The organism is Candidatus Pelagibacter sp. (assembly GCF_052049575.1).
Taxonomy (GTDB): domain Bacteria; phylum Pseudomonadota; class Alphaproteobacteria; order Pelagibacterales; family Pelagibacteraceae; genus Pelagibacter.
On sequence record NZ_JBNGZQ010000001.1, the window covers coordinates 600631 to 627500 of the forward strand.

The 26870-nt window shown below is 30.4% G+C and carries 24 protein-coding genes, 2 tRNA genes and 1 rRNA gene; 19 read left to right on the top strand and 8 right to left on the bottom strand.

All coding sequences use genetic code 11. The features are described from left to right. Positions 1-3: 3 nt before the first annotated feature. Both ACTT9C_RS03180 and ACTT9C_RS03185 read right to left on the bottom strand, forming a co-directional pair. Positions 4-966 (bottom strand): KpsF/GutQ family sugar-phosphate isomerase, encoded by a 963-nt coding sequence (locus ACTT9C_RS03180; RefSeq protein ID WP_440923057.1) that lies wholly within the window; start codon positions 964-966, stop codon positions 4-6. A gap of 8 nt (positions 967-974) precedes the next feature. Then, the gene (locus ACTT9C_RS03185) at positions 975-1586 is read right to left on the bottom strand and encodes a ribonuclease D (protein WP_440923058.1); all 612 of its coding nucleotides are present in this window, start codon (positions 1584-1586) and stop codon (positions 975-977) included. Positions 1587-1604: 18 nt separating this feature from the next. Here ACTT9C_RS03185 and ACTT9C_RS03190 point away from each other — a divergent pair, with 18 nt between their 5' ends. Next, the gene (locus tag ACTT9C_RS03190; RefSeq protein WP_440923059.1) at positions 1605-2570 is read left to right on the top strand and encodes a complex I NDUFA9 subunit family protein; all 966 of its coding nucleotides are present in this window, start codon (positions 1605-1607) and stop codon (positions 2568-2570) included. 18 nt (positions 2571-2588) lie between these two features. On the opposite strand, the gene ACTT9C_RS03195 is transcribed toward ACTT9C_RS03190, so the two are convergent. Further along, complete coding sequence (locus ACTT9C_RS03195) at positions 2589-3086, bottom strand: GcrA family cell cycle regulator (protein ID WP_440923060.1); 498 nt, start codon at positions 3084-3086, stop codon at positions 2589-2591. 171 nt (positions 3087-3257) lie between these two features. Here ACTT9C_RS03195 and ACTT9C_RS03200 point away from each other — a divergent pair, with 171 nt between their 5' ends. Beyond that, entirely contained in the window at positions 3258-4424 is a 1167-nt protein-coding gene (locus ACTT9C_RS03200) for an aspartate aminotransferase family protein (RefSeq protein ID WP_440923061.1), read from the top strand. Continuing rightward, positions 4425-5354 carry an ornithine carbamoyltransferase gene (gene argF, locus ACTT9C_RS03205; RefSeq protein ID WP_440923062.1) on the top strand — a complete coding sequence of 310 codons (930 nt, stop codon included), beginning with the start codon at positions 4425-4427 and terminating at the stop codon, positions 5352-5354. On the opposite strand, the gene ACTT9C_RS03210 is transcribed toward argF, so the two are convergent. Next, positions 5346-5888, bottom strand: coding sequence for a c-type cytochrome (locus ACTT9C_RS03210; RefSeq protein WP_440923063.1), 543 nt, complete (start codon positions 5886-5888; stop codon positions 5346-5348). The two genes, argF and ACTT9C_RS03210, sit on opposite strands and share 9 nt — an antisense overlap. Before the next feature lie 106 nt (positions 5889-5994). Here ACTT9C_RS03210 and kdsB point away from each other — a divergent pair, with 106 nt between their 5' ends. From kdsB to recR, 5 genes are all read left to right on the top strand, one after another. Next, on the top strand, positions 5995-6729 hold the full coding sequence (kdsB, locus tag ACTT9C_RS03215) for a 3-deoxy-manno-octulosonate cytidylyltransferase (RefSeq protein WP_440923064.1): 735 nt from the start codon (positions 5995-5997) through the stop codon (positions 6727-6729). Next, entirely contained in the window at positions 6729-7565 is an 837-nt protein-coding gene (locus ACTT9C_RS03220; protein ID WP_440923065.1) for a prephenate dehydratase domain-containing protein, read from the top strand. The genes kdsB and ACTT9C_RS03220 overlap by 1 nt, the downstream gene beginning before the upstream one ends. A gap of 134 nt (positions 7566-7699) precedes the next feature. Further along, a complete protein-coding gene (gene dnaX, locus ACTT9C_RS03225; RefSeq protein ID WP_440923066.1) occupies positions 7700-9343 on the top strand; it encodes a DNA polymerase III subunit gamma/tau in 1644 nt (547 codons plus the stop codon). Further along, positions 9336-9653 carry a YbaB/EbfC family nucleoid-associated protein gene (locus ACTT9C_RS03230; protein ID WP_440923067.1) on the top strand — a complete coding sequence of 106 codons (318 nt, stop codon included), beginning with the start codon at positions 9336-9338 and terminating at the stop codon, positions 9651-9653. Before dnaX ends, ACTT9C_RS03230 begins: the two co-directional genes overlap by 8 nt. Positions 9654-9656: 3 nt before the next feature. Continuing rightward, complete coding sequence (recR, locus tag ACTT9C_RS03235; RefSeq protein ID WP_440923068.1) at positions 9657-10268, top strand: recombination mediator RecR; 612 nt, start codon at positions 9657-9659, stop codon at positions 10266-10268. Here recR and ACTT9C_RS03240 read toward each other — a convergent pair. Continuing rightward, positions 10260-12416, bottom strand: coding sequence for a malate synthase G (locus ACTT9C_RS03240; RefSeq protein ID WP_440923069.1), 2157 nt, complete (start codon positions 12414-12416; stop codon positions 10260-10262). The two genes, recR and ACTT9C_RS03240, sit on opposite strands and share 9 nt — an antisense overlap. Before the next feature lie 98 nt (positions 12417-12514). On the opposite strand from ACTT9C_RS03240, the gene ACTT9C_RS03245 reads away from it, so the two are divergent. Next, positions 12515-13612 (top strand): acetyl-CoA carboxylase carboxyltransferase subunit alpha, encoded by a 1098-nt coding sequence (locus tag ACTT9C_RS03245; protein WP_440923070.1) that lies wholly within the window; start codon positions 12515-12517, stop codon positions 13610-13612. Here the strand turns inward: ACTT9C_RS03245 and secA are convergent. Next, positions 13607-16150 (bottom strand): preprotein translocase subunit SecA, encoded by a 2544-nt coding sequence (secA, locus tag ACTT9C_RS03250; protein ID WP_440923071.1) that lies wholly within the window; start codon positions 16148-16150, stop codon positions 13607-13609. The genes ACTT9C_RS03245 and secA overlap by 6 nt on opposite strands. Positions 16151-16215: 65 nt before the next feature. On the opposite strand from secA, the gene argJ reads away from it, so the two are divergent. Further along, positions 16216-17517 (top strand): bifunctional glutamate N-acetyltransferase/amino-acid acetyltransferase ArgJ, encoded by a 1302-nt coding sequence (gene argJ, locus ACTT9C_RS03255; RefSeq protein ID WP_440923072.1) that lies wholly within the window; start codon positions 16216-16218, stop codon positions 17515-17517. 39 nt (positions 17518-17556) lie between these two features. Further along, entirely contained in the window at positions 17557-17988 is a 432-nt protein-coding gene (locus ACTT9C_RS03260; protein ID WP_440923073.1) for a DUF1178 family protein, read from the top strand. Here the strand turns inward: ACTT9C_RS03260 and ubiG are convergent. Next, positions 17985-18713: a bifunctional 2-polyprenyl-6-hydroxyphenol methylase/3-demethylubiquinol 3-O-methyltransferase UbiG gene (gene ubiG / locus ACTT9C_RS03265; protein WP_440923074.1), complete on the bottom strand. Its 729-nt coding sequence runs from the start codon at positions 18711-18713 to the stop codon at positions 17985-17987. The two genes, ACTT9C_RS03260 and ubiG, sit on opposite strands and share 4 nt — an antisense overlap. 68 nt (positions 18714-18781) lie before the next feature. Between ubiG and ACTT9C_RS03270 the strand changes: the two genes are divergently transcribed. Genes ACTT9C_RS03270 through ACTT9C_RS03290 form a run of 5 tightly spaced genes read left to right on the top strand, consistent with a single transcriptional unit; the run spans position 18782 to position 23406 of the window. Then, complete coding sequence (locus ACTT9C_RS03270; protein ID WP_440923075.1) at positions 18782-20002, top strand: aspartate kinase; 1221 nt, start codon at positions 18782-18784, stop codon at positions 20000-20002. Beyond that, a complete protein-coding gene (gene ispG, locus ACTT9C_RS03275; RefSeq protein WP_440923076.1) occupies positions 19999-21099 on the top strand; it encodes a flavodoxin-dependent (E)-4-hydroxy-3-methylbut-2-enyl-diphosphate synthase in 1101 nt (366 codons plus the stop codon). Before ACTT9C_RS03270 ends, ispG begins: the two co-directional genes overlap by 4 nt. After that, a complete protein-coding gene (gene prfA / locus ACTT9C_RS03280; protein ID WP_440923077.1) occupies positions 21096-22169 on the top strand; it encodes a peptide chain release factor 1 in 1074 nt (357 codons plus the stop codon). Before ispG ends, prfA begins: the two co-directional genes overlap by 4 nt. Beyond that, positions 22170-23012 (top strand): peptide chain release factor N(5)-glutamine methyltransferase, encoded by an 843-nt coding sequence (gene prmC, locus ACTT9C_RS03285; protein ID WP_440923078.1) that lies wholly within the window; start codon positions 22170-22172, stop codon positions 23010-23012. 10 nt (positions 23013-23022) lie between these two features. Beyond that, positions 23023-23406 carry a DUF4167 domain-containing protein gene (locus ACTT9C_RS03290; RefSeq protein WP_440923079.1) on the top strand — a complete coding sequence of 128 codons (384 nt, stop codon included), beginning with the start codon at positions 23023-23025 and terminating at the stop codon, positions 23404-23406. Between the two features lie 20 nt (positions 23407-23426). Here ACTT9C_RS03290 and ACTT9C_RS03295 read toward each other — a convergent pair whose 3' ends face one another. Continuing rightward, positions 23427-24719: a M23 family metallopeptidase gene (locus ACTT9C_RS03295; RefSeq protein WP_440923080.1), complete on the bottom strand. Its 1293-nt coding sequence runs from the start codon at positions 24717-24719 to the stop codon at positions 23427-23429. Between the two features lie 333 nt (positions 24720-25052). Here ACTT9C_RS03295 and ACTT9C_RS03300 point away from each other — a divergent pair. The 3 genes from ACTT9C_RS03300 to ACTT9C_RS03310 all read left to right on the top strand — a co-directional run bounded on the left by ACTT9C_RS03300 (position 25053) and on the right by ACTT9C_RS03310 (position 26789). Then, a 16S ribosomal RNA gene (locus ACTT9C_RS03300) occupies positions 25053-26527 on the top strand. A gap of 97 nt (positions 26528-26624) precedes the next feature. After that, positions 26625-26701, top strand: a tRNA-Ile gene (locus tag ACTT9C_RS03305). Positions 26702-26713: 12 nt separating this feature from the next. Beyond that, positions 26714-26789, top strand: a tRNA-Ala gene (locus tag ACTT9C_RS03310). The last annotated feature ends 81 nt before the right edge of the window (positions 26790-26870 follow it).

Sequence of the window (26870 nt, forward strand, 5' to 3'; positions counted from 1 at the left end):
TAACTAATAAATTTTATTTTCCAGAATATTGTGAACATGTATGATTCCAATTGTATTTGATTTTTTTTTTGTATCATAAACACATAAACACGTTATTTTTTTTTCATTCATAATTGATAAGGCTTTAGTTGCTAAAGTGTTTTTTTCAATTTTTATTGGGTTTTTTGTCATTACATTTTTCACTTTTAGTAAATTAAAATTAATATTCTTTGAATTTAATCTTCTAATTTGACCATCTGTAATAATTCCTGTTGTATGTTTTTTTTTATTTCTTACCACTAATGTTCCTAATTTTTTTTTAGTCATAATTTTAAATGCCTTTATCATTAATATGTCCTCATTTATAAATGGTATTTTATTATTAGTTAACATTAGATCTTCCACAGTTTTTAGTTTTTCTCCTAAACTTCCAGAAGGGTGAAATTTCTTGAAATCTAAATTATTTATTTTTTTTTTTTTAATAGTAGACACCGCTAAAGCATCACCTATACTTAGTTGATTAATTGTACTTGATGTTGGAACCATGTCTAAACCAGCCTCCTTAACCTCCGGGGTAATGAGGCCTATATCGCTATTTTTAAATAAGTCAGAGTTTTTTTTTGAAGTTATACCAATTAATAAGATTTTGTTTCTATTAGCATAATTAATTATATTTTTTAATTCAACCGAATTACCTGAATAACTTATTAAAATTAATATATCTTTTTTAGTTATACTCCCGAGATCACCATGTGAACAATCATTTGCAGATAATGAAAAAGATGCTGTTCCAACAGAGGATAAGGTGGCAGCTATTTTATTAGCGATGATTCCACTTTTTCCCACTCCACACAAAATAACTTTTGATTGACAATTAACTATTGCATTGACCGCTTTATCAAAGTTTTTATTTAATGACTTTTTGAGTTTTTGAAGAGCTTTAATTTCTAAATTTATAACACTTTTAGCTATATCAATGTAACTCATCTTCTTCATTAATGTGCCCATATATCCTCTTTAAATAAAGCAAGATCTAATTCGACTCTCGTTTTAAGAAACTTTAAACACTCTTGGTAAAGTTCTATCCTATTTTCCCTTAATAATATTTTATTAAGTTCCTCATTAATTTTATGAAGATATATTACATCATTAGCGCAATACTTTAGTTGACCTTGGGAAAGTTCACCACCAAAATCTGTAGTTTGAAATTGTTTACTAATATCAACATTTATGAATTCTTTGATTAATGTTTTTAATGAATGGTTATCAGAAAAAGTACGTGCAATTTTAGATTGGATTTTAGTACACTCAACATTGTTTACATCAGTTTTTAGATAATATTTAATATGAGCCAAATCACTACGAGCATAATGAAAAATCTTTTTAATATTTTTATTTGCCAATAATTTAATCAAATTGGGCGCGTGGTATACACTTCTATCAAATTGAACTATATGAGCATCTGAATTTCCTGAGGAAATCTGAATTAAACATAAAGGATCTCGTCTAACATTTAATCCCATGAATTCACCGTCCACAGCTATTGTATTGCCCAAATTAAGATTCTCAGGTATATCAGCCTTGTACAACTGTATATTATTACTCATTTTTAAATATATATATATATGAAAGCAAAAAATTGTCTAATTTTTGGTGGAAGTGGTCAAATTGGAAGTAACTTGATTAGAAAACTTGCTAAAAACAACCTTAGAGCAACAGTAGTAACAAGAAATATTCATCAAAAAGGCCTGAAGATTAAAACTCAGGCAAATGCAGGCTTTATAGAGATTGTAGAGTCGAAAATTTTTGATGAAAAAAAAATTGAAAAATTATTTAGCACAGCTGATTTTTGCATAAATTTGATAGGAATTTTATATGAGAAAAATAACGGTAATACTTTTAAAAATATTCACTCAGTTTTTCCTACACTTTTGGCAAAACTCTGTAAAAAATATAATTTACAGCATTTAGTTCATGTTTCGGCTTTAGGTATCAATGAAGCAGTTGACTCAAAATATGCAATCTCAAAACTTGAGGGCGAAAAAGGAATTTTGAATAATTTTTCAAAAACTACAATATTGCGGCCTTCAGTAGTTTTCTCAAATTCTGATAATTTTAGCACACAATTTATGACACTGTTAAATAGATTGCCAATTTTCCCTCTTTATTACTCGGGAAAAACTAAATTTATGCCAATACATTGTTCTGATCTCACAGATGTTATTTATCATGTTTTACAAAATGATATTCAATCTCAAATTATTGAGTGTGTTGGTCCAGAAACTTTGTCTTTTAAAGAAATTATAGAAACTCTCCTTCAGCTGATAGGAAAAAAGAGAGTCCTCGTACCAATGCCATTAATTTTAGCAAATTTATCTGCAAAATTTTTTCAGTTACTTCCGAGTCCACTTTTGACTGAAGATCAACTTAGATTATTAAAATATGACAATGTTCCGTCTGGGAAATATAAGACTAATAAAGATATAGGCCTACCAAGTAAACTCTTTTTTAAAGATGAGGTAAAAAAATATTCTTTTATGTGGAGAGATGGGGGACAATTTTCAACAGAAAAATATAACCAAGTTGATTAAATTGAATAGTTGATTTTATTATATAGCTGAGATTTTTTTTTCGTTATATTCTTGAATTTCCTCTTTATCATTATTCTCATCTTTTTTACCCTTTGGTTGATACGCATATAGTAAATGCAGTCTACAATAAGAAAAATCTTTAAGCGATGTTCTCCCACAAAAGTAAAATGATTTTTCATTAGGATGACCAATAGGCCATTTACAAGAATTTTCATCTAATTCCTCTAGTTGTTTAGGATTTTCAGGCTCAAAATCTTTTTCTATAATAAGAGATTTGAATCTGCTTTTTCTTCCCCTTCTAAATTTATCTATATTATTTTGTGAACTTGATTTAAGATTATTATTTGTGTTCGATACTGACCTAGTTTTAATTTTAGCAGATAAGTTTAGCCTGTGAGCTTTTCCTATTACTGCATTTCGACTAATTCCACCAATTATTTCAGCAATTTGGCTTGCAGTATTGCCTTTCCCCCATAATTCTTTTAGTTTTGCAACTTTTTCGTCATTCCAGCTCATAAATTATCAATATAATGTGCTATTTTAAATAGTAGACACTATATAGGCCTCTTCATAAAAAAATAACAAGTTAATAATTTAAGTTATTAACAAAGATAATTGAAATATTTTTTCAATCTAGACTTGTATCAATTTGTTCAAAGAATATAGAAGTATATAATTAAGTTTTTTATGAGCTATTTAGCAAAAAATTATAATAGAAAAAAAATCTCATTTAAATATGGAAAAGGCAGCTACTTATATTCGAAAGACAATAAAAAGTATTTAGATTTTGTTCAAGGTATAGCAGTTAATTCTCTGGGACACGCACATCCAAAATTAATAAAAACAATAAATTATCAGTCAAAAAAACTTTGGCATGTTTCAAATGCCTTTCAAATTCCAGAAGGAGAAAAATTGGCCAAAAAAATATGTCAAAAAACATTTGCAGATTATGTTATGTTTCAAAATAGTGGTGCGGAGGCTACAGAAGCAGCAATAAAAGTAGCTAGAAGATATTTTTACTCTATTGGAAAACCAAATAAAAATAGAATTTTATGTGTAAAAAATTCATTTCATGGCAGAACATTAGCCACAATTTATGCTAGTGGATCAAAGAAAATGACTGAAGGATTTGGCCCAAAAGTTGGAGGATTTGACCATTTTAGATTTGGAGATCACAAATCTCTTAAAAAAAAGATTACAAAAAAAACAGCAGCTGTAATGATCGAACCTATAATGGGTGAAGGGGGTATTAAGGTAATACCAGACTGGTGTTTAAAAGAATTAAGAAAGTTATGTAATAAGAAAAAAATATTATTGATTTTAGATGAAGTGCAGTGTGGAATTTCAAGAACAGGTACCTTTTTTTCATTTGAAAAATCTAAAATTAAACCAGATATAGTTCCTATTGCGAAAGGAATAGGTGGTGGATTTCCATTAGGTGCTGTCTTAATGAATAAAAAAGTTGCTTCCGGAATGATACCTGGAACACATGGCTCCACTTTTGGTGGCAATCCTTTGGCTATGGCTGTTGGGAACGCTGTAATGGATATAGTTTCAAGTAAAAAATTTTTAAAAAATATTGAAAATTTATCAAAATATTTTTTATTTGAATTAAGAAATATTCAAGAGGCATACCCACAAATAATTAAGAACATAAGAGGAAAAGGTTTTTTAATCGGAGTTCAACTTTATAAAGATCAAACGATTTTCATTAGAAAACTCATGGAAAATAAACTGCTTACAATAAGAGCTTCTGAAAATGTCGTTCGTATACTTCCTCCTTTAAATGTTAAAAAAAGTGAGCTGGATCTTTCTTTAAAAATTATAAATAAAGTTTGTAAAGAGCTTAATTAAATGAGGAATTTTTTAAATTTAAAAGATATTCCTGTAAGGGATTTAAAAAAAATCCTTTTTGATGCCAAAAGACGAAAAAGATTGAGAAAAAGATTAAATAATCTTGAAATTGATAAAGGAGCACCATTAAAAGGAAAATTATTGATACAAATGTTCGAGAAATCAAGTCTCAGAACCAGATTAAGTTTTTATTTAGCAATAAAGCAACTGGGTGGAAGCACTTTAACACTTAGACCAGATGAACTTCATTTGTCAAAGGGAGGAGAAAGCATTAAAGATACAGCAAAAATTTTATCAAATTTTGGAAACGCTTTTATGCTTCGAACAGATAGTGATAAAAAATTAGAGGAATTTGAAAAATATTTATCTATACCAATTATTAATGGTCTTAGCCCCAGTTCACATCCAACTCAAATCTTATCAGATATTTTTACTGTTGAGGAGATTAAGAAGAAACCAATATCAAAGCTGAACATCACTTGGATTGGCGACTCTAATAATGTATTGAATTCTTTAATCGCAGCATCAATAAAATTTTCTTTTAAACTTAGTATTGGATGTCCAACAAAATATCAACCAAGCAAAATAATAATGAAATATATTAAAAGCAATAATAATAAAATACGTATATTACACGATCCAAAAAAAGCAGCTAAAGGAGCTGATGTTATTTTTTCGGATAAAGTAATTTCCATGAACGATAAGGTGAATAAATCAAAAAAATTGAATCAATTTAAAAAGTTTAAAATAAATAAAAAGTTAATGAGTTTTGCAAAAAAAAATTGTATTTTTCTTCACTGTTTGCCTAGAGGTAAAGAGGTAGAAGAGGATGTTTTTTTAAGTAAGAAATCTAAAGTTTGGCAACAGGCTCTTAATAGAGTCCATGTTCAAAAATCTATATTACTTTATTGTTTTGGAAAATTAAGGTAGTGGTAACGGATTATCTGAATTTTCATTCAGGTACAAAATAACAGAAGCTCTATCTTTTTCCTTTCTTAATCCAGCAAAGGCCATTTTAGTTCCTTTAATCCATTTAGCTGGTTTAAGTAGATAGCCATTAAGTTCTTCAAAAGTCCAGGCTTTTCCATAGGCGGCAAGAGCTTTAGAATATTTATAATCATCTACAGCACCCACATCTCTACCAACAACATTATACAATGCTGGACCAATATTATTTTTTCCACCTTTTACAATAGAATGACATGCAGCACATTTTTTAAAAACCTTTTCTCCTGTAGCAATATCTCCCATTGCGATTAATGCAGCAATATCAACTTTGTCTTCAGTCGGTTGCGAACTTGTTTGTGAACTTACTACAGCAGCCTGCTCTATCTCAACTGAGTAACCAGGTGTTTCAGGTTTTTCAACATGAAAAATAACATCTGAAAGCTTTCCAATACCTATTATTAGAAGTGCCACCATTAATACTGCAGCTATTATTTTATTTAGCTCGAAAGAATCCATTTATTAAAATTATTTTGAACATATAGCACTATAAATATAAAATTGCTTATATTTTTAATGTACATTTTTGCCTCTATTTATATTGTAATGAAAAATTAAAAGAAAAATGAAGACATTAGTTATAATTCCCTCCAGATTATCAGCATCAAGATTACCAGGTAAACCCTTACTTAAAATTAATGGATTATCAATCATTTCTCATGTTTATAAAAAAGCTCAAGAAGCTAATATTGGAGAGGTATTTGTTGCTGCAGAAGATCAAGAAATTATCGAGGATGTGAAAAAAAATGGTGGAGAAGCAATTTTGACAAACAATAATCACAAAACAGGAACAGATAGAATTTATGAGGCTTTTGTAAAGCTAGGTAGAACAGATATAGATTTAATCATGAACTTACAGGGAGATGAACCACTGATGAATATTGAGGATATTCAAAAATTAAATAAGCATATGATCCAGACCAAGCGTGATTTAGGAACTTTAGCAGCAAAAATTAATAACAAAAAGGTTTTTGAAAATCACAATATTGTTAAGGTAGTTACAGAAGAAAGTTTAGATGACACAAAATTTCCTCGAGCAATAAATTTTATGAGAAAATTAAATAAAGAAAATAATCAGGCTTATCATCATTTAGGAATTTATTGTTATAATGTAGAAATATTAAAAAAATTTATTTCTTTTAAACAGTCGCAAAATGAGATTGAAAATAGATTGGAACAGTTAAGAGCATTAGATAATAATATTAATGTAAATGTAGCTCTTGCAAAATCATCTCCTATTGGAGTAGATACTAAGGAAGATTTTATGGCTATAAAAAAAATAATGGAATATAAGTCATAATGAGTAAAATTTATTTTCAAGGAACTTTCGGAGCGTATTCTCACTTAGCTGCTTTATCTATAGACTCTAATGCTGAAGTAGTGCCCTGTAAAACTTTTGATGATTGTTTTGTTCAAGCTTCAAAAGATACAAATTCAAAAATTATTATTCCAGAGTCAAATAGAATTACTGGCAACATAGGAATTGAATATTTAATTTTTGAATATAGGTTAAATATTTATGCTGAGTATTTTCAAAAAATAGAACATAATTTACTGGGTTTACCTGGAACAAAAGTCTCAGAAATCAAGGATGTTTATTCTCATGCCCAAGCACTATCACAATGTTCAAAATTTATAAAATCAAATAGACTTACTGAACATGTAAGAGCTGACACAGCTGGATCCGCGGAAATGGTCTCAAAAAGTAAAGACAAAACTAAAGCTGCAATTGCTTCATCATTAAGTGCTAAAACATATAATTTAGAAATTATAAAAAATAATATAGAAAATGAAAAAGGGAACTTAACAAGATTTCTTGTTATGGGTAAAAATATATCACAACCAGAATTTAGTGGAAAAAAATATATTACTTCTTTTTTATTTAAATTAAAAAGTAAACCTGCAGCTTTATATCAATCTTTAGGAGGCTTCGCTATTAATGGAGTAAATCTAACAAAGTTGCAAAGTTATCCTGAAAAAAATTCTTTCGACTCTTTTTTCTTTTTATGTGATTTAGATGGTCACATTGAAGAACCAAGAGTACAAAAATCACTAGAAGATTTAGGATTGCATTGTCAAGATTTTCACGTCCTAGGTGTTTTTGAAGCTGACAAACAAAGAGAAATAAATAAATAACTTTTCTTGTAGATAAGAAATTATTACTGTTATAATAGTTTTGGAGGCTAGAGGTGGATGCTGCTTGAACCCGACCAGATCTTAACGGAAGCAGTCGTAAAGACAGTTTTTCAGGTTCTAGTCTCCTTGTAAATATGAGCAATGATTCAAAAGTATTAGCACTTAAATATAGACCACAAAATTTTGATGATCTTATTGGTCAAGACGTAGTTGTAGAAACTATAACTAATTCAATAATAGCTGATAAAGTTCCTAATGCATATTTATTCACTGGAATAAGAGGAGTTGGAAAAACCACTATAGCAAGAATAGTTGCTAAGTCACTTAATTGTCCAAATGTAATTGAAAAAAAGTGCAAAGGTAAATGTGATAATTGCAATGCCATAGCTAATTCAAATCACATTGATGTTTTAGAAATGGATGCCGCAAGCAGAACTGGTATTGACGATGTTAGAGAATTAATTGAGTTTTCTAGATATGGACCAACATCATCAAAGTATAAGATCTTCATTATCGATGAAGTTCACATGTTAAGTAAACAAGCATTTAACGCTTTGTTGAAAACTCTTGAAGAACCTCCAGAATATCTAAAATTTATTTTTGCAACTACCGAAGTTAAAAAGATTCCAGTTACAGTTATATCAAGATGCCAAAGATTTGATTTATCAAGAATTAGATCATCTGAATTATTTAATTACATTAAAAAGATTAAGAATAAGGAGGGTGGTAAAATTACTGATGAAGCATTAAAATTAATAGTGAAAATTTCCGAAGGGTCAGTAAGAGATGCACTATCCTTACTAGATAGGGCTTTATTAACTTTAAATCCAAAAACTGAGTTTGATTTAAAATCAGCACAGAAAATTTTTGGTTTTTTTGATAAATCACAACTAATCGATTTATTTGAATTTATTCTTAAAGGAGATGAGATTAAAGTTATAGAGATTTATAGAAAAATTTATGACCAAGGTGTTGAACCAAAAATCTTTATTAATGATTTCTTAGAATTACTTTATTATTTTAAAAATATTGAGTCATTAACTTTAGAAAGTACAAATTTTTCATTAAATGATCGAGAATTTCAAAAGATCAAAGATTTAAATAAAAATCTTGATCAGAGCGTATTAATTTTATTTTGGCAATTTACAATCTCAACCCTTGATGAACTTACCATAGTTTCAAATCAACATTTATCAATGGAGATGTTTTTGCTAAGGCTGATGCATTTAAGTTCGATTAAGTTAGGTAAAAATACTGATATAAATTCTGCAAGTGAAAATCCAGTTATAGATAAAGAAATTAATAATCAATCAAAACCAATAAATCAAATCAAGAACATTTATCAAGAAGAGAAAAGCAAACCAGAAATTCATAAAGAAGTTAAATCAGAAAAAAAAATACTTATAAATAGTTTAGAAAAATTAGTACAGACTTGTCTCGATAGAAAAGAAATTAAACTAAAATATGAGTTAGAAAAAAATGTAAACCTAGTAAGATTTGAAAAAAATATGATTGAGATATCTTTTAATGAAAATTTAGATAAAAACTTCGTTAAAGAGCTTTCATCAAAACTTTTTGATTGGACAGGCGAAAGATGGATTATTTCATTTAGTCAATTAAAAGGTGAATTTTCAATGAAAGAAAAAAAACAAAAAATAAAGAAATCTTTAATAGATGAAGCTAAAAATTCAAAAATTTATAAAGATGTAATAAAAAATTTTCCTGATGCCGAGTTAATTGATATTAATTTAAAAGAAGAGGATGAACCTAATGACTGATTTTACAAAAATTTTGGATAAAGCAAAAGAACTCGAGTCAAAAATGAAAGAAAGTCAGAAAAAAATAAAGGAAATAAAAGTTGAGGGAGTTTCAGGCTCGAATTCAGTTAAAGTGGTACTTGATGGGGAGGGAGAGATGCAATCAATCAAATTATCAGAGGAAATTATGATGGAAGATAAAACTATAATTGAGGATCTAATTGTTGCTGCTCATAATAGCGCAAAGTCACAACTCAAAACAAAAACAGCTGAAGAAATTTCAAAAGCAACAGGTGGACTAGGAATACCTGGATTTAAATGGCCATTATAGTAAATGCAGAATATCTCTGAGATAGAAGAACTTGTTAAGTTAATATCAAAATTACCAGGTTTAGGACCTAAATCAGCCAAAAGAATAGTTTTAAAATTAGTAAATAACCGAAACGAACTTGTTAAGCCACTGGCAAATACATTAGCTCAGGTTTATAAAAATGTTGTTAGATGTAATTTATGCGGGACTTTAAAGTCCAATTCATTTGGATGCTTAAATTGCGAAAATACAAAAAATAAATTTACGAAAATTTGTGTAGTTGAGGATATTGCTGATCAGTGGTCAATTGAAAATTCAAATATCTTTCAAGGATATTTCCATATTTTAGGTGGCACAATCTCATCTGTTGGTAATAAAAAAGAGGATTTATTAATTAATTCTTTAATTGAGAGAGTTAAGAAAGATAAAATTGATGAGGTTATTTTAGCAACTAGCGCAACAGTAGAAGGTCAAACTACTGCTTTCTATATACAAGATAGCTTAAAAGATACCGATGTTAAGATTACAAAATTAGCTCAAGGCCTACCTGTTGGTGGTGAAATAGAAAGTCTCGATGATGGCACTCTTCTTTCTGCTTTTAAAAATAGATCTAAAATAAATTCTAACTCAAGCTGATTTTTTTTTTAATCGATTTAAATGTAAGAGTGGCTCTGTATATCCAGAAGGTTGTTCTTTTCCCTTAAAAATAAGTTCACATGCAGTTTGAAATGCTATGGACCTATCATAATCATGGCTCATTTTAATATAACTTTGATCATTCTCATTTTGTTTATCCACAATCTTTGCCATTTCTTTCATTATTTCAATAACTTGCATTTTTGTTGTAACACCATGATGTACCCAGTTTGCAATATGTTGCGAAGAAATTCTTAAGGTTGCTCTGTCTTCCATCAACCCAACATTATTTATATCTGGTACTTTGGAGCAACCCACACCTTGATCAATCCATCTTACAACATAACCAAGTAATGTCTGGGCAGAATTTGAGATTTCTTTATTGATTTCATCAACTGACCAATTTGGTCTATCTGCGATAGGTATAGTAAGTAAATCATCAATTTTAGCCTTATCTCTATTAGACAACTTTTTTTGAACATCAAAAATATTTATCTCGTGATAATGTAAAGCATGAAGAGCTGCTGCAGTTGGAGATGGAACCCACGCACAATTTGCCCCAGCTTTAAGATGACCAGTTTTTTGATTTAACATGTCTCTCATCTTATCAGGCATAGCCCACATTCCTTTACCGATTTGAGCTTTACCTGAAAAGCCGCAGGCTAAGCCTACATCAACATTATTATTTTCATAAGCGCTAATCCATTTTGAGGATTTCATATCACCCTTTTTAATCATTGGTCCTGCCTCCATTGATGTATGCATTTCGTCACCTGTACGATCAAGGAAACCCGTGTTTATGAAGAAAACTCTATGCTTTAAGGTTCTAATACACTCTTTAAGATTTGATGAGGTTCTTCTCTCCTCATCCATAATTCCAATTTTGCATGTGTATTTTTTTAATTTTAATACCTCTTCAACTTTAGTAAAAATTTCATTTGTAAATGCTGTTTCGTCTGGACCATGCATCTTTGGTTTTACAATATATATTGAACCAGTTCTTGAATTTCCTTTTTTTTTAGCATCATGAAGAGCTGCTGCTGTTGTTATAAAAGCATCCATCAATCCCTCTGGAATTTCACTCCCATCTTTCAATATTATTGAGGGATTAGTCATCAAATGACCAACATTCCTAATTAATAAAAGGCTTCTACCGTGTAATTTTAATCCTTTCCCTTCTTTTGAAATATAACTTCTGTTTGGATTAAGTTTTCTTTCTAATGTTTTTCCCTCTTTCTCAAATCGCGTTACGAGATTTCCTTTCATTAATCCAAGCCAATTTCTATAACAAATCACTTTATCTTGAGCATCTACAGCCGCAACACTGTCTTCATTATCACATATTGTAGATACTGCAGACTCTAGTATTATGTCGCTTATACCTGCATGATCCTGTTGAGCACTAAAAGCTCTTGGATTTTTCAATATTTCAATATGTAGATTATTATTTTTTAGTATTATTGCTGACGGGTTATCTGCTTCACCTCGATGACCAACGAATTTATTTTCATCTTTTAGAGTTGTTACATCAACACCTTTCAACACTTTTAATTCTTTATTTTGAACAGCTATACCTGTTATCTTTTTCCAGCTAAAATTTTTTAAAGTAAAATATTTATCTAAAAATTCTCTGCCATACTTAATAACAATCTCTCCTCGTTCGGGATCATATCTTTCTGAAGTACTATCCTCAGACTGTTCAATCACATCAGTTCCATACAAACTATCGTATAAACTCATCCATCTTGCGTTAGCAGCGTTCAAAGCATAACGTGCATTCATAATTGGAACAACTAATTGAGGCCCGGCTATTGTAGCGATCTCTTCGTCAATATCACTTGTTTCAATTTTAAAATCTGGACCTTCATCTTTTAAGTAGCCAATTTCTTTTAAAAAATTTTTGTATTCTTTAATTTGAATATCTTTTCCTTTGTTCTCAATATGCCATTTATCAATTTTTTTTTGCAGAGTTTCTCTAAAATCAATTAATTCTTTATTTTTAGGAGCTAATTCATGAACCGCCTTGTCAAAATCTTTCCAAAATTTTTCAGGAGAAATATCAGTGCCTTTAAATAACTCATTATTAACAAAAAGTAATAATTCCTCCGAAACTTTTAAATTATTTATAGAATGATATTTTGATGTCATTGAGGAATATTTAAACTCTAGCTTATTTAAGTCAATTACATAATAGTATCATAGACATTTTATTGTCATTTTTCTTATATAAGTATAATTATATAAAAATGAAGAACTATTTAAATTTTGAAACAGATATTAAAAATCTGGAAAATGAATTGGAAAAATTAAAAGATCCTTTTAATCAAGAGGGTTTGTCAGAAGTTGACACAAAAAAAATTTCTAAAACTCAGGCAGAAATCGATGAGAAGCTAAAAAACATTTATGAGAATTTAGATCCCTGGCAAATTACACTAGTTGCAAGGCACGAGGATAGACCTAAATCAAAGTTTTTTATTGATAACTTGTTTGAGGACTTTATCTCATTAGAAGGCGATAGATATTATGGAGAGGACAAATCGGTTATTACTGGTTTTGCAAAATTTAATGGTCGATCAGTATTAGTAATTGGTCAAGAGAAAGGGGAAAACTTAGAAACTAGAATTGAGAGAAACTTTGGCATGATGAGACCAGAGGGTTATAGAAAAACTATTAGGTTAATGGAATTAGCAGACAAGTTTAATATTCCTATTATATCTTTTATAGATACCCCAGGCGCATATCCAGGAGTGGGTGCAGAGGAGAGAGGACAAGCAGAAGCAATCGCAAAGTCAATCGAGTGTTGTATGAAACTTCAGGTCCCAACTTTAGCTATAGTAATAGGTGAAGGTGGTTCAGGTGGAGCCATAGCTCTTGCATCTTCAAATAAAGTTTTAATGCTTGAGAATGCGATTTATTCAGTAATATCACCTGAGGGATGTGCAACAATATTGTGGAGAGATCCAAAAAAAATGCTCGATGCTGCAAAAGCAATGAAACTGTCTGCCAAAGATTTATTAGAGCTAAATATTATTGATGAAATAATTCCAGAACCTTTAGGTGGTGCTCATAGAGACAGAGATATGATTCTTGAAAATATAAGGAATTCTATTTCTCAAAATTTAGATTTTTTTAAAACTTTAACTTCTGAAGAAATTCTCAATCACAGAAAAGATAAGTTTTTAAAAATTGGAAGAAGTAAAGGATTTGTATCTAGTCCTGAAAGTCTAAGCGCAATTCAAACCTCAGGATTAGGTTTTAAAGAAATAATTAAATCTAAAAAAAATATTGCAATTGCTATAACATCTTTAGTTATTGTGGCTGCACTAACTTTATATATTTTATAGAGCTCCACAACATTTCTTGAATTTTTTACCAGATCCACATGGACAAGGATCATTTCTATTTGTTTTCTTACCAAGATTTTTAAATTTTTCTTTTAGTTGTATCTGGTTTATTTTTTCGGTTGGTTCATTATAAACTTTAAGATTCATCAATATTTTTACATAATCTAGTTTTAATTTGTCTAGTAAATTCGAAAATAAATCAAATGCTTCTTTTTTATATTCTATAAGAGGATCTCTTTGTCCATAAGATCTAAGACCCACAACCTGTCTTAATTGCTCTAGATATTGGATGTGTGATTTCCAATTAAAATCAATGGATTGTAAAAGAATTCTTTTTTCTATTTCTTTTGATTGATTTTCTCCAAGAATTTTAGATCTCTCTTCTCTAGCAAATTTGAATTTTTCAAAAATTACCTCTCTTAGTTTTGTGTCACCTAAAGACATTAATTCATTATATTCGTCATCGTTTAGACTTTTTCCAAAAATAGTCTTTAATTTATTACTAAACTCATTATTTTTAGGATTTGATAACTTTTGAATTTTAAGGCTTATTAAGTTGTCAACTATTTCTGATAAAAAACTATCCGAATAATCAAAAATTTTTTCACTATCCATAGCATCTTTTCTTTGAGAAAATATCACTTGCCTTTGATCATTTAAAACATTGTCAAATTTTATAAGAGTTTTTCTGATATCAAAATTTCGTGTCTCAACTTTTTGTTGTGCTCTCTCTAAAGCCTTATTTATCCAAGGATGGTCTATACTTTCCCCATCTTTAAGACCTAGTTTTTGAAGAATATTATTCATGGACTCAGAACCAAAAATTCTCATAAGGTCGTCCTCTAAACTTACATAAAAAATCGAACTTCCCTCATCTCCTTGTCTGCCCGATCTACCTCTTGCTTGATTGTCAACTCTTCTGGACTCCATTCTTTCGGTTCCAATAACAAACAAACCACCTAAAGATTTAATATAATCTTTATTTTTCTTGAGTTGATCTTCATTAATCGACCCTTTTTTCCCTCCTAGTTGGATATCCACACCTCTACCAGAAATGCTTGTTGTAATAATAACTGATTTAGCTTTACCAGCATTGGCTATAATTTCCGCTTCATTTTCATGATTTTTAGCGTTTAATACGATGTGATTTATCTTTTCTTGTGTAAGTAGTTTGGAATATATTTCAGATTTACTAACACTGGATGTGAAGACTAAAAGAGGTTGACTGTTTTCGTGGCATTCTTTAATTTTTTTAATGATTGCGTTATTTTTCTCTTCTTCAGTTCGAAAAATTTGATCATTGAAATCTTTTCTGATCATTTCTTTATTAGTTGGTATCACAATTACGTTGAGATTATAGATTTCAAAAAACTCCTCCGACTCTGTAGCAGCTGTTCCTGTACATCCTGAAATCTTATTATAAAGTTTAAAATAATTCTGGTAAGTGATAGACGCTAAAGTTTGATTTTCCGCTTGTATCTCAATTCTTTCTTTAGCTTCAATGGCTTGGTGAAGACCATCACCAAACCTTCTGCCCTCTAATATTCGACCAGTTAATTCATCTACAATTTTGATACTGTTATCTTTAACAAGATAATCTTTATCCTTTTTAAATAGATGATTTGCTCTTAAAGCTTGATTAACAAAATGAACTAAATCAAGATTTTCTGGATCATAAAAATTATTATTTTTTAAAACTCCAGCATTAGAGAACAAACTCTCAATATGGTTAATTCCCTCATTGGTTAATAAAATATTCCTATCTTTCTCATCAACCTCAAAATCATTTTGATTCAGCTGCTTTATTACTTTGTCTACAGCAACATATTGATTAGTCTTATCTTCTGCAGCCCCCGAAATTACCAAAGGAGTTCTTGCTTCATCTATGAGACAAGAATCTATTTCATCAACAATTGCAAAATTGTGTCCTCTTTGCACCATTTCTTCTTTTGAATATTTCATATTATCTCGAAGATAATCAAATCCTAATTCACTGTTTGTTGCATAAGTAATATCGCAATCATAATTTTTCTTTCTTTCATTATCGTTTTGATCATTGTTTATGTAGCCCGACGTTAAGCCTAAAAAACTGAAAATTTTGCCCATTTCTAAAGAGTCTCTTTTTGCCAAATAATCATTTACTGTCACAATGTGAACTCCTTTTCCCTCCAGGGCATTTAAATATGCTGCTAAAGCAATTGTAAGAGTTTTACCTTCTCCAGTTCTCATTTCTGCTATTTTATTTTCATGCAGAACAACTCCTCCGATTATTTGAACATCAAAATGCCTCTCACCTCTTGACCTTAAAGAAGCTTCTCTTACCATAGCAAAAGCTTCAGGTAGAATTTGGTCAAGGGACGTTCCTTTTTGAATTTCCTCTTTTAATTTAATTGTTTTCTCAGGAAACTCTTTATCGTTAAGTTTCTGGATATTTTCCTCTAAAAGATTGATTTGGCCTACTATTTTGTCAATCCTATCCAGCTCTTTTTTATTGCCAGATTTAATAAATTTAGAAATAAAGTTTAAAGGATTAAACATTAGTTTTTGATATACATTTTAATTTCAACTTTTAATATAGTTATTTAATTTAAATTTTAAATATCATGGGAATCAATTTATCAAATTTTTTAACCTCAAAATCACACGATCGAAAAATGGGGCAATATCAAGACCTTGATCACCTAGACGGTTTAGCAGTATCCTCAGTAAGCGCTAATTTATACAATTCTAAAAGAGATGATTTAGCACTGTTCTATTTTCGTGAAGGTGCAAATTTTGCATCACTTTATACCCAGTCTAAAATCTTGTCGGAGAATATTAAATGGAATTTGAATCAAAAAACACAAAAGATTTTTTCACTTATAGTCAACACTAGAAATGCAAACTCATTCACGGGCGAGCAAGGTTACAAAAGCATGCAACATCTGGCAGATTTAATTTCAAAACAGCTAACAGAAAAACAAAAAGAAGATGAAGATGATCCAAAAATAATTAAACCAAAAAATCTTATTTTCGGATGTACCGGAACTATAGGAGAAAAATTCCCTGAGGAGAAAATTAAGTCAAAAATTCCAGAATTAATAAAGAATATTAAGTACACTCAAAATAAGTATATTTGGATGAAAGTTGCTCTAGCAATAATGACAACTGATACACAGCCAAAAATAGCAATGGAAGAATGTAAAATTGGAAATACAAATGTAAAGATTTACGGAATTGCAAAAGGCTCAGGTATGATACAACCAAATATGGCAACTACATTAGCGTATGTCTTCACTGATGCTGACATTTCTAATGATGTATTAAAAAAATTACTTAAGAAAAATATTGAGAATACCTTTAATGCAATTTCTTGCGATAGCGATACTAGTACAAATGATATGATCTCAATTTTCTCCACTGGTAAAGCAAAAAATACCTTTATAAAGACAATTAATGACAAAAAGATAAAATCATTTGACGAGTCTTTAAATAGTCTTCTATTAAATCTTGCAAAAAGAGTTGTAGCTGATGGAGAGGGAGCTTCAAAATTTGTAACAATAAATGTGTTAAACTCTAAAACCGAGCAAGATGCAAAAAAAATTGGTTTTTCTATTGCTAACTCTCCATTGGTAAAAACTGCAATTGCAGGCGAGGACCCAAATTGGGGTAGAATAATTATGGCTATTGGAAAATCTAATGTGGATATAAATTTAAATAAATTATCGATTAAATTTGGTGAATTGGTAATTGTAAATAAGGGAAAAATTCATAATCAATATAATGAGAATGAGGCTGCAAAATATATGAAGGGCTTGGATATAAATCTTAGTATTGATGTTGGAAATGGTAAAAAAAGTTTTACAGTGTATACTATGGATTTAACCAATGAATATATCAAAATTAATTCAGACTACAGAAGTTAGATACATTGAATTTCGTATAATAGTAATTAAATAAACTCTATGATCAAATATAATTTATTGTGTAAAGAATGTGAGTTTACATTTGACAGCTGGTTCGCATCTTCAAGAGAATATGACAAACTAAAAAAGAAAAAGCTTATCAATTGTCATAGTTGTGGATCTATAAAAGTAGAAAAAAATTTGATGGCACCAAAATTAATAAGTAAAAGTTTTAGCCATAAAAATGAAAAAAAAGATTTGATAAAATATCAAAAAATTAAAAAAACAATTAACGAATATCAAAAATTTATTAAGAAAAACTTTGATTATGTTGGTGAAAACTTTGCTTATGAGGCTAGATCAATACATTATAACAATAATAAAAGACACAAAGGTATCTACGGAACTGCATCAAAACAGGATTTAAAAGAACTTAAAGAAGAGGGAATAGATGCTCAGATGGTACCGTGGTTAGAGAATGAAAATAATTAATCTTTAATAAACTTGGCAATGTAATTCACTGACTTATCGTTACTCACACTCCATTTATTTTTAATTAAATTAAAATTCATTCCATCTACTCTATCCAGACTTAAATCATTTTTTTTTAGTATTGAGATTAATTCCTCAGGTTTTATAAATTTTTCCCATTCATGTGTTCCTATAGGAAGCCAACGCAATATATATTCCGCACCTACAATTGCAAAAATATAAGATTTTAATGTTTTATTTAAGGTTGCAACAAACATAATTCCATTTTTTTTCAATAGTTTACTGCATGACTTTAAAAAAAATTCCACATCCTCAACATGTTCTACAATTTCCATATTTAAGATAACGTCAAATTTTTCTTTTATATTAAATTTTTCTGGTGATGAGCAAAAATAATCTATTTGAAGATTATTTTTTTTTGAATGAAGTTTTGCTATTTTAATATTTTTATCAGACGCATCAATGCCAGTCACCTTAGCACCCATTCTACACATAGGTTCTGATAACAAACCTCCACCACATCCTATATCTAAAATTTTGATATTTTTTAGGGGTGTCTTATTAGAATTTAGTTTGAATGTCTTAATAATATTTTCTTTTATGTATGAAATTCTAATCGGGTTAAATTTATGTAGTGGTTTAAATTTACCTTCAGGATTCCACCATTCTTTAGCAATTTTGGAAAATTTTTCTATTTCTTTTTTGTTTATTGTGTTATTTTTCATTTGTAAGTTGACTTTATATTCAACATGTATTTATTCAATATTTTTTAAATTTAAAAGATTATTTTACCATGAAAATTGTCGTATTAAAATTTGGAGGCACATCAGTTGGCACTATCGAAAAAATAAAAAGAGTTGCTAAAATAATTATTGATTACAAAAAGAAAAACTACATGGTCATTGTAGTTTCATCAGCTATGAGTGGTGTGACAAATGAGTTAATAAAAAAATCTTTTGAAATTAGTGATAGTTTTGCAGAATCAGAACATGATGTTTTGGTTTCTACAGGTGAGCAAGTTGCATGCTCTTTAATAGCTGGTCGATTGATACATGAGGGATATGAGTCTAGATCTTGGTTATCTTGGCAAGTACCAATTTTAACTAAAGGAAAGTATAAAAATTCTAGAATAAATCAAATAAACAAAAAAAATATCATAAAATATATAAAAAAAGGTGGCATACCTATTATCACTGGGTTTCAGGGTTTAAATGATGAAAATAGAATTACAACTATAGGAAGGGGTGGATCTGACGCAAGTGCAATTATGATTGCCAAATTTTTCAAAGCAGAGAGATGTATAATCTATACCGATGTAGAAGGTGTGTACACAACTGACCCTAACAAATTGAAAAACGCAAAAAAGATTAAAGTAATTTCTTATGAAGAAATGTTAGAGATGGCATCATTGGGTGCGAAAGTTATGCAGCCAGTTTCAATACAAGATGCAAGATTAAACAGGATTGACATCGAGGTAAAATCATCTTTTTCTAAAAAATTAGGAACATTGATTACTAAAAGATCAAATATTTTGAATAATAAAATTGTTACTGGAATTTCCACAACTCAAAATGACTCAAAGGTTTCTCTTATTGGCGTTAAAGATAAACCTGGGGTTGCTGCAGCAATTTTTAAACCGTTATCTAAAAATTTAATAAACGTTGATATGGTCGTACAAAATATTTCTGCTAATGGTAAAGAGACGGATTTAACATTTACAATTAAAACTGATGACTTGAATAAAACAAAAAAAATTATTCAACAAAACAAAACTATTAATTATAGAAAACTACTTTTTGAAAAAGGTGTTTCAAAAATTTCAGTAATTGGGGTAGGTATGATAACAACACCTGGAGTAACATTTAGAATGTTCCAATCATTGGCAAATAAAAAAATAAATATTAAAGTCATCTCAACTTCCGAAATTAAAATTTCAGTTTTGATTGATAAAAAGAATACACAAAAAGCTTTAATTGCACTTCATAAAGAATTTAAATTAGATCAAAAAAAATGAGCATTAGACCTTTTAGAGATATAAAAAGAAGAAAAACGAGAGAGATTAATGTTGGCAAAGTAAAAGTTGGAGGAGGAAATCCTATATCAGTTCAATCAATGACCAACACTCTTACCACAGATGTAAAAGCTACAATTAATCAAATTAATGAAATTAGCTCTGAGGGAGCTGATATAGTAAGAGTCTCTTGTCCCGATGAGTCATCATCCAAAGCATTAAAAGAAATAATTAAACATGTTGATGTACCTATAGTTGCTGATATTCATTTTCATTATAAGAGAGCTATAGAGGCAGCTGAGAATGGAGCTAGCTGTTTAAGAATAAATCCCGGGAATATAGGAAATATTAATAAGATAAACGAGGTAGTGAAAGCCGCTCATGATAACAATTGTTCTATTCGGGTTGGAGTTAATGCTGGATCTTTAGAGAAAGATATTTTAGAAAAATATAAAGAACCTTGTCCGGAAGCTTTAGTCGAAAGTGCTTTAAATAATATAAAGATACTTGAGGATGCGAATTTTGATAATTTAAAAATAAGTGTTAAGTCTTCTGATGTTTTTTTATCTATTGAGGCTTATCGTCAACTTTCAAAAGTTACTGATTATCCTCTTCATTTAGGAATTACAGAGGCAGGAGGATTTGTGCCAGGGAGTGTAAAATCCTCAATCGGTCTAGGAACATTACTTTTAGATGGCATTGGTGATACAATAAGAATTTCTTTATCTGATAATCCAGTTGAGGAGGTTAAGATTGGAAATGAGATACTGAAATCACTTAATTTAAGGGAAAGAGGTGTAAAGATAATCTCATGTCCATCATGTGCTAGACAAGGATTTAAAGTAATTGAAACTGTTAAAATTTTAGAGGAAAAATTAGCACATATCAAAACGCCAATAACACTCTCTGTAATTGGTTGTGTAGTTAACGGGCCAGGTGAGGCTGCAATGACAGATATAGGAATTACCGGAGGTCAAAAAGGAAACAATATGCTTTATTTATCAGGTGTACAGTCAGAAAAAGTTTTAACAAAAGATATGATTGAAAAAATTATCACTGAAGTTGAAAAAAAGGCTTTTGAGCTAAAAAAAATAAAATGATACCGCTTAAAAAGATTGAAGAATTAATCCAAAAACATTCATTGCTGGAAAAGGATTTATCATCAGGCAAAATAGACAAAAAATTATTTGCAGAAAAATCAAAGGAGTATTCAGATTTAAACGAAATTATTAAAGACGCAAAAAAATATTTTTCCTATGAAAAAGATAGATTAGAAATACAGAAAATTTTGGATGATAAAAATTCAGATACTGAATTAATTAAAATGGCTGAGATAGAGTTAAATGATTTGAAGCAAGAAAATGAGACTAATGAAAAAAAACTTAAAATGTTTTTGCTGCCTAAAGATGAAGCAGATAAAAAAAATGCAATAATTGAAATTAGAGCAGGAACTGGTGGTTTAGAGGCAAGCTTGTTTGCGGCAGATCTTTTTAAAATGTATGAAAGAGTAAGTCATAAGAAAAGGTGGACTGTTGAGTTAATTTCTATTTCTAGAAGCGAGGCAGGGGGTTTAAAAGAAGTCATTGCCTCTATCAAGGGAAATAATATTTATTCAACTCTAAAATATGAAAGTGGTGTTCATAGAGTTCAAAGAGTGCCTGATACTGAGACACAAGGTAGGGTACATACATCAGCAGCAACAGTAGCAGTTTTGCCTGAGGCAGAGGAAGTAGATTTAAAAATAAATGAAATTGACCTAAGAATAGATGTATTCAGAGCTGGCGGACCAGGTGGACAATCGGTCAATACAACAGACAGTGCCGTTAGAATCACCCACATTCCAACTGGAATATCTGTTTCACAACAAGATGAAAAATCTCAGCATAAAAATAAAGCAAAAGGAATGAAGATATTAAGAGCAAGACTATATGAGCTTGAAAGATCTAGAATTGAAAATGAAAGATCAAAAGACAGAAAGAATAAGATTGGAACAGGCGACAGATCGGAGAGAATAAGAACGTACAACTTTCCACAAGGAAGAGTAACAGATCATAGAATAAATTTAACCTTACATAAGTTGGAGGAATTTCTAGAGGGAGAAATTTTTGATGAAATGATTGAGGCTTTAACGCTTCAAGCGCAAGAGGAGAGTTTGGGTGTAATAAATTAAATGAATATTGATCAAGCCATTAAAAAAGCATCTATTGATTTGAAAAGGTATCAAATTAAATCTGCATTGTTGGACTGTGAGATTTTGATGTCTAAAGTTTTAAATAAAAGTAGGAAATTTATTATTATGAATCCAAACGAAAAAATTAATGATTATCAATATCATAATTTCAGAGCATTTATATCTAGTAGAGTCAAAAGAAAGCCAATAGCTTATATTACTGGTGAAAAATCTTTCTGGAAATATAATTTTAAGATAAATGAAAAAGTTTTAATACCAAGGCCTGACACTGAAGTCATAATAGAACAAGTTTTAAAGATTTATAAAAAAAAAGAAGGTATTAACTTTTTAGAAATTGGAGTCGGATCTGGTTGTATAATCTTATCGATTTTAAAAGAAAAAAAGTCTTTTTCAGGCAAGGGAGTTGATATTAGTAAAGATAGTTTAAAAGTTTGCACAAATAATGCAATTAAGCTTGGTTTGATAAATAGATTAAAATTATTTAAATCAGATATTGACAATTTCTCATCAGGCAAATATGATTTAATTGTATCTAATCCTCCATACATTAAAAATTTCGATTTTAAAAATATGGATGATGAAGTTGTAAAATATGAGCCAAAATTAGCTCTAGATGGTGGATTAGACGGTTTATCAGAGATTAGAAAAGTAGTTAGTAAATCGTCTGAATTGGTTAAAACTCATGGCAAATTAATTTTAGAAATTGCTCATGATCAAAAAAATGAGGTAAAAAAAATATTAAAGAGTAATAATTTTTACATTAACAAGGTAGTTAAAGACTTTGCTTATAAAGATAGATGTATAATTAGTACTAAAATTTAATTTAAAAAAAATGGTTACATTTAGAAATAATAACAATCGAAGAAACAACTTTAGAAGAGGCGAAAGAAGTTTCAAGTCTAATGGGGATAGAAATAAGTTTAGTTCAAATTTTTCAAATAATGATAGCTTTCAAAGAAAAATGCCCGGCAGAAATAATCATAATGCTTCAAAGTTAATTGATAAATATAGTAATCTTGCAAGGGAGGCACTATCAAATGGAGACAAAATATTATCTGAAAATTATTTCCAGCATGCAGATCATTTTATGAGAATTTTGAATGAAAGAGAACTTCAAAAAAAAAATTCTTTAGCAACAGAAAATTCAAGCAATATTCATGAAAATATATCTGATACAATTAAAGACAAAGACAAAGTAGAAATTAAAAATAACTAAGATCAATATCTAACGTTAGATTAGTTGTAACCAATAATTTTTTCAGATTTTAATACGTTTAATTTAATTTTATTGGTCTCGAAAATTTTTCTCTCATCTCCTTTCAACACTTTACCTGATGGGAGTTTTAATTTTTGAGAATTTACTCTTTTACCATTTATTAAAACTTCATAATGTAAGTGAGGACCAGTTGATTTACCTGTAGATCCTACATAACCAATAGTCTGTCCCTGTTTAACTCTCACGCCACCTCTAATCCCTTTGGCAAACTTTGACATATGAGCGTAAATAGTTTGATAAGTTGAGTTATGTTTAATTACTACACAATTACCTCCACCTCCACACCAGCCAGCTTTTTTTACAACTCCTGAGCCTGATGCCATAATTGGAGTCCCCATAGGAGCAGCAAAGTCTGTTCCTTTGTGCATTTTATTAAAACCATCTATTGGGTGTTTCCTCATTCCAAACGGTGAAGACAGTCTTGCCCCATTAATTGGCGTTTTCATTAAAGCTTTTTGAATACTTTTACCATTTTTATCATAGTGTCCAATGCTTCCCTCTTTATCAAAAAAATATAAAGAATTATCTTCTCCACTTAAAATTAAATTTGCAAATAAAATATTGCCAGTTTCTATAACTCTTTTTTTCTCATCTACAAAAGACTCATACATAATCTGAAATTTATCAAGTTTTCTGATGTCTCTTTGGAAATCTACTTGAAATCCATAAATTCTTGCAAAGTCTATTATTACACTCAAGGGTATTTTTTGATTTACAGCCGACTTATATAAACTCAATGATATTATGTTTTCTTTATAAATAATTTCTTTTTTTAATTTAGTTAGTAAAATCTCTTCTTTAAAATTTTTGTTTTCTAAATCTTGAGTTAAAACTATTCTTTCTTTATTGGAAATTTGAAACATAAATTCTCTAATAGAGTCATTAGTTTGATCAATTGTAAAAAGAATTTTTTGACTCGTATTAAGATTATTGAGATCTATTTTCTTTGATAATTTTTTTTTAATGATTACAATTTCCTCTTTTTTCACATTATACTGATCAAGTATGCTGTGAAAAGTATCTCCTGATTTTACTTTGTGAGATATCTTTTTAAATCTTGGTTCAAATTTATTAAAAATATGATTAATAGTTTTTTTAAAATAAATATTTTCAACTATCTCTCTATAATTTGTAGTAATTTTTTTTTTTGAGTAATTATGATATCCAGTTGAAATTACTGTTATTGAAAGGACCAAAAATAGTAAAAAAAACTCGTTTTTAATTTTTATTTTTAAATTTAGTTTTTGAAACATTGTTTTTTTTTGATTTTTGAAGTATTACTCGATCATTCAAAAAAATCAAAAAAAGTGCCTAAAATCAGCGTTTTTTTAACATTTTTTTAACCTTAAATGCTTGATTTCCTAATATTTTAGCCTATAAGCATCAAACTTTCTCTATAAATAGTTGTTATTACAATTATCTTGGAGTTTATTGAGTTTTTTAACTCAATTAGCTATTTAAAAAGTATATATTTTAGAAGAGAAGTGTGGACGGTTAAGGTTACCAAAATTTGTCGTACACACTTCATAATTATTATATAAATTTTATTCTTAGAATTTATATAGAAGCTAGTGTGCGCCGTTTTTAAACTTGAGAGTTTGATCATGGCTCAGAACGTACGCTGGCGGCACGCCTAACACATGCAAGTCGAACGAAGTAGCAATACTTAGTGGCAGACGGGTGAGTAACATGTGGGTATCTACCCTATGGCCTGGAATAACACGAGGAAACTTGTGCTAATACTGGATAAGTCTTTACGGAGAAAGCTTTATGCACCATTGGATGAGCCCGCACTTGATTAGTTTGTTGGTAGGGTAATGGCCTACCAAGACTTTGATCAATAGCTGATTTGAGAGGATGATCAGCCACATTGGGACTGAGACACGGCCCAAACTCCTACGGGAGGCAGCAGTGGGGAATCTTGCACAATGGAGGAAACTCTGATGCAGCGATGCCGCGTGAGTGAAGAAGGCCTTTGGGTTGTAAAGCTCTTTCGTCGGGGAAGAAAATGACTGTACCCGAATAAGAAGGTCCGGCTAACTTCGTGCCAGCAGCCGCGGTAATACGAAGGGACCTAGCGTAGTTCGGAATTACTGGGCTTAAAGAGTTCGTAGGTGGTTGAAAAAGTTGGTGGTGAAATCCCAGAGCTTAACTCTGGAACTGCCATCAAAACTTTTCAGCTAGAGTTTGATAGAGGAAAGCAGAATTTCTAGTGTAGAGGTGAAATTCGTAGATATTAGAAAGAATACCAATTGCGAAGGCAGCTTTCTGGATCATTACTGACACTGAGGAACGAAAGCATGGGTAGCGAAGAGGATTAGATACCCTCGTAGTCCATGCCGTAAACGATGTGTGTTAGACGTTGGAAATTTATTTTCAGTGTCGCAGCGAAAGCAATAAACACACCGCCTGGGGAGTACGACCGCAAGGTTAAAACTCAAATGAATTGACGGGGACCCGCACAAGTAGTGGAGCATGTGGTTTAATTCGAAGATACGCGCAGAACCTTACCAACACTTGACATGTTCGTCGCGACTTTAAGAGATTAAAGTTTTCGGTTCGGCCGGACGAAACACAGGTGCTGCATGGCTGTCGTCAGCTCGTGTCGTGAGATGTTGGGTTAAGTCCCGCAACGAGCGCAACCCTCACTTTTAGTTGCCATCATTAAGTTGGGCACTCTGAAAGAACTGCCAGTGATAAGCTGGAGGAAGGTGGGGATGACGTCAAGTCCTCATGGCCCTTACGTGTTGGGCTACACACGTGCTACAATGGTATTTACAACAGGAAGCAAGACGGCGACGTTAAGCAAATCCTTAAAAAATACCTCAGTTCGGATTGCACTCTGCAACTCGAGTGCATGAAGCTGGAATTACTAGTAATCGTGGATCAGCGTGCCACGGTGAATGCGTTCCCGGGTCTTGTACACACCGCCCGTCACACCATGGGAGTTGGTTCTACCTTAAGGCAAGGTTTAAAACCCTTGACCACGGTATAGTCAGCGACTGGGGTGAAGTCGTAACAAGGTAGCCGTAGGGGAACCTGCGGCTGGATTACCTCCTTTCTAAGGATGAGTGAAAAATTAATTTCACTCTAAATAATATACAGGATAATGTTGACCGTCCTCATTTCTCTTCTAAATTAGTGTTTCTCTTGCATGGGGGCCGGTAGCTCAGTTGGTTAGAGCACACCCTTGATAAGGGTGGGGTCGAAAGTTCGAGTCTTTCTCGGCCCACCAACTTTAAATTGAGGGGGATTAGCTCAGCTGGGAGAGCGCCTGATTTGCATTCAGGAGGTCAGCGGTTCGATCCCGCTATCCTCCACCAAACACTTAGTTATAAAAATTGTGAATTACGAAATAATAATTAATATCAATATCTATATCCGAACATTAGTGTTTTATAAAC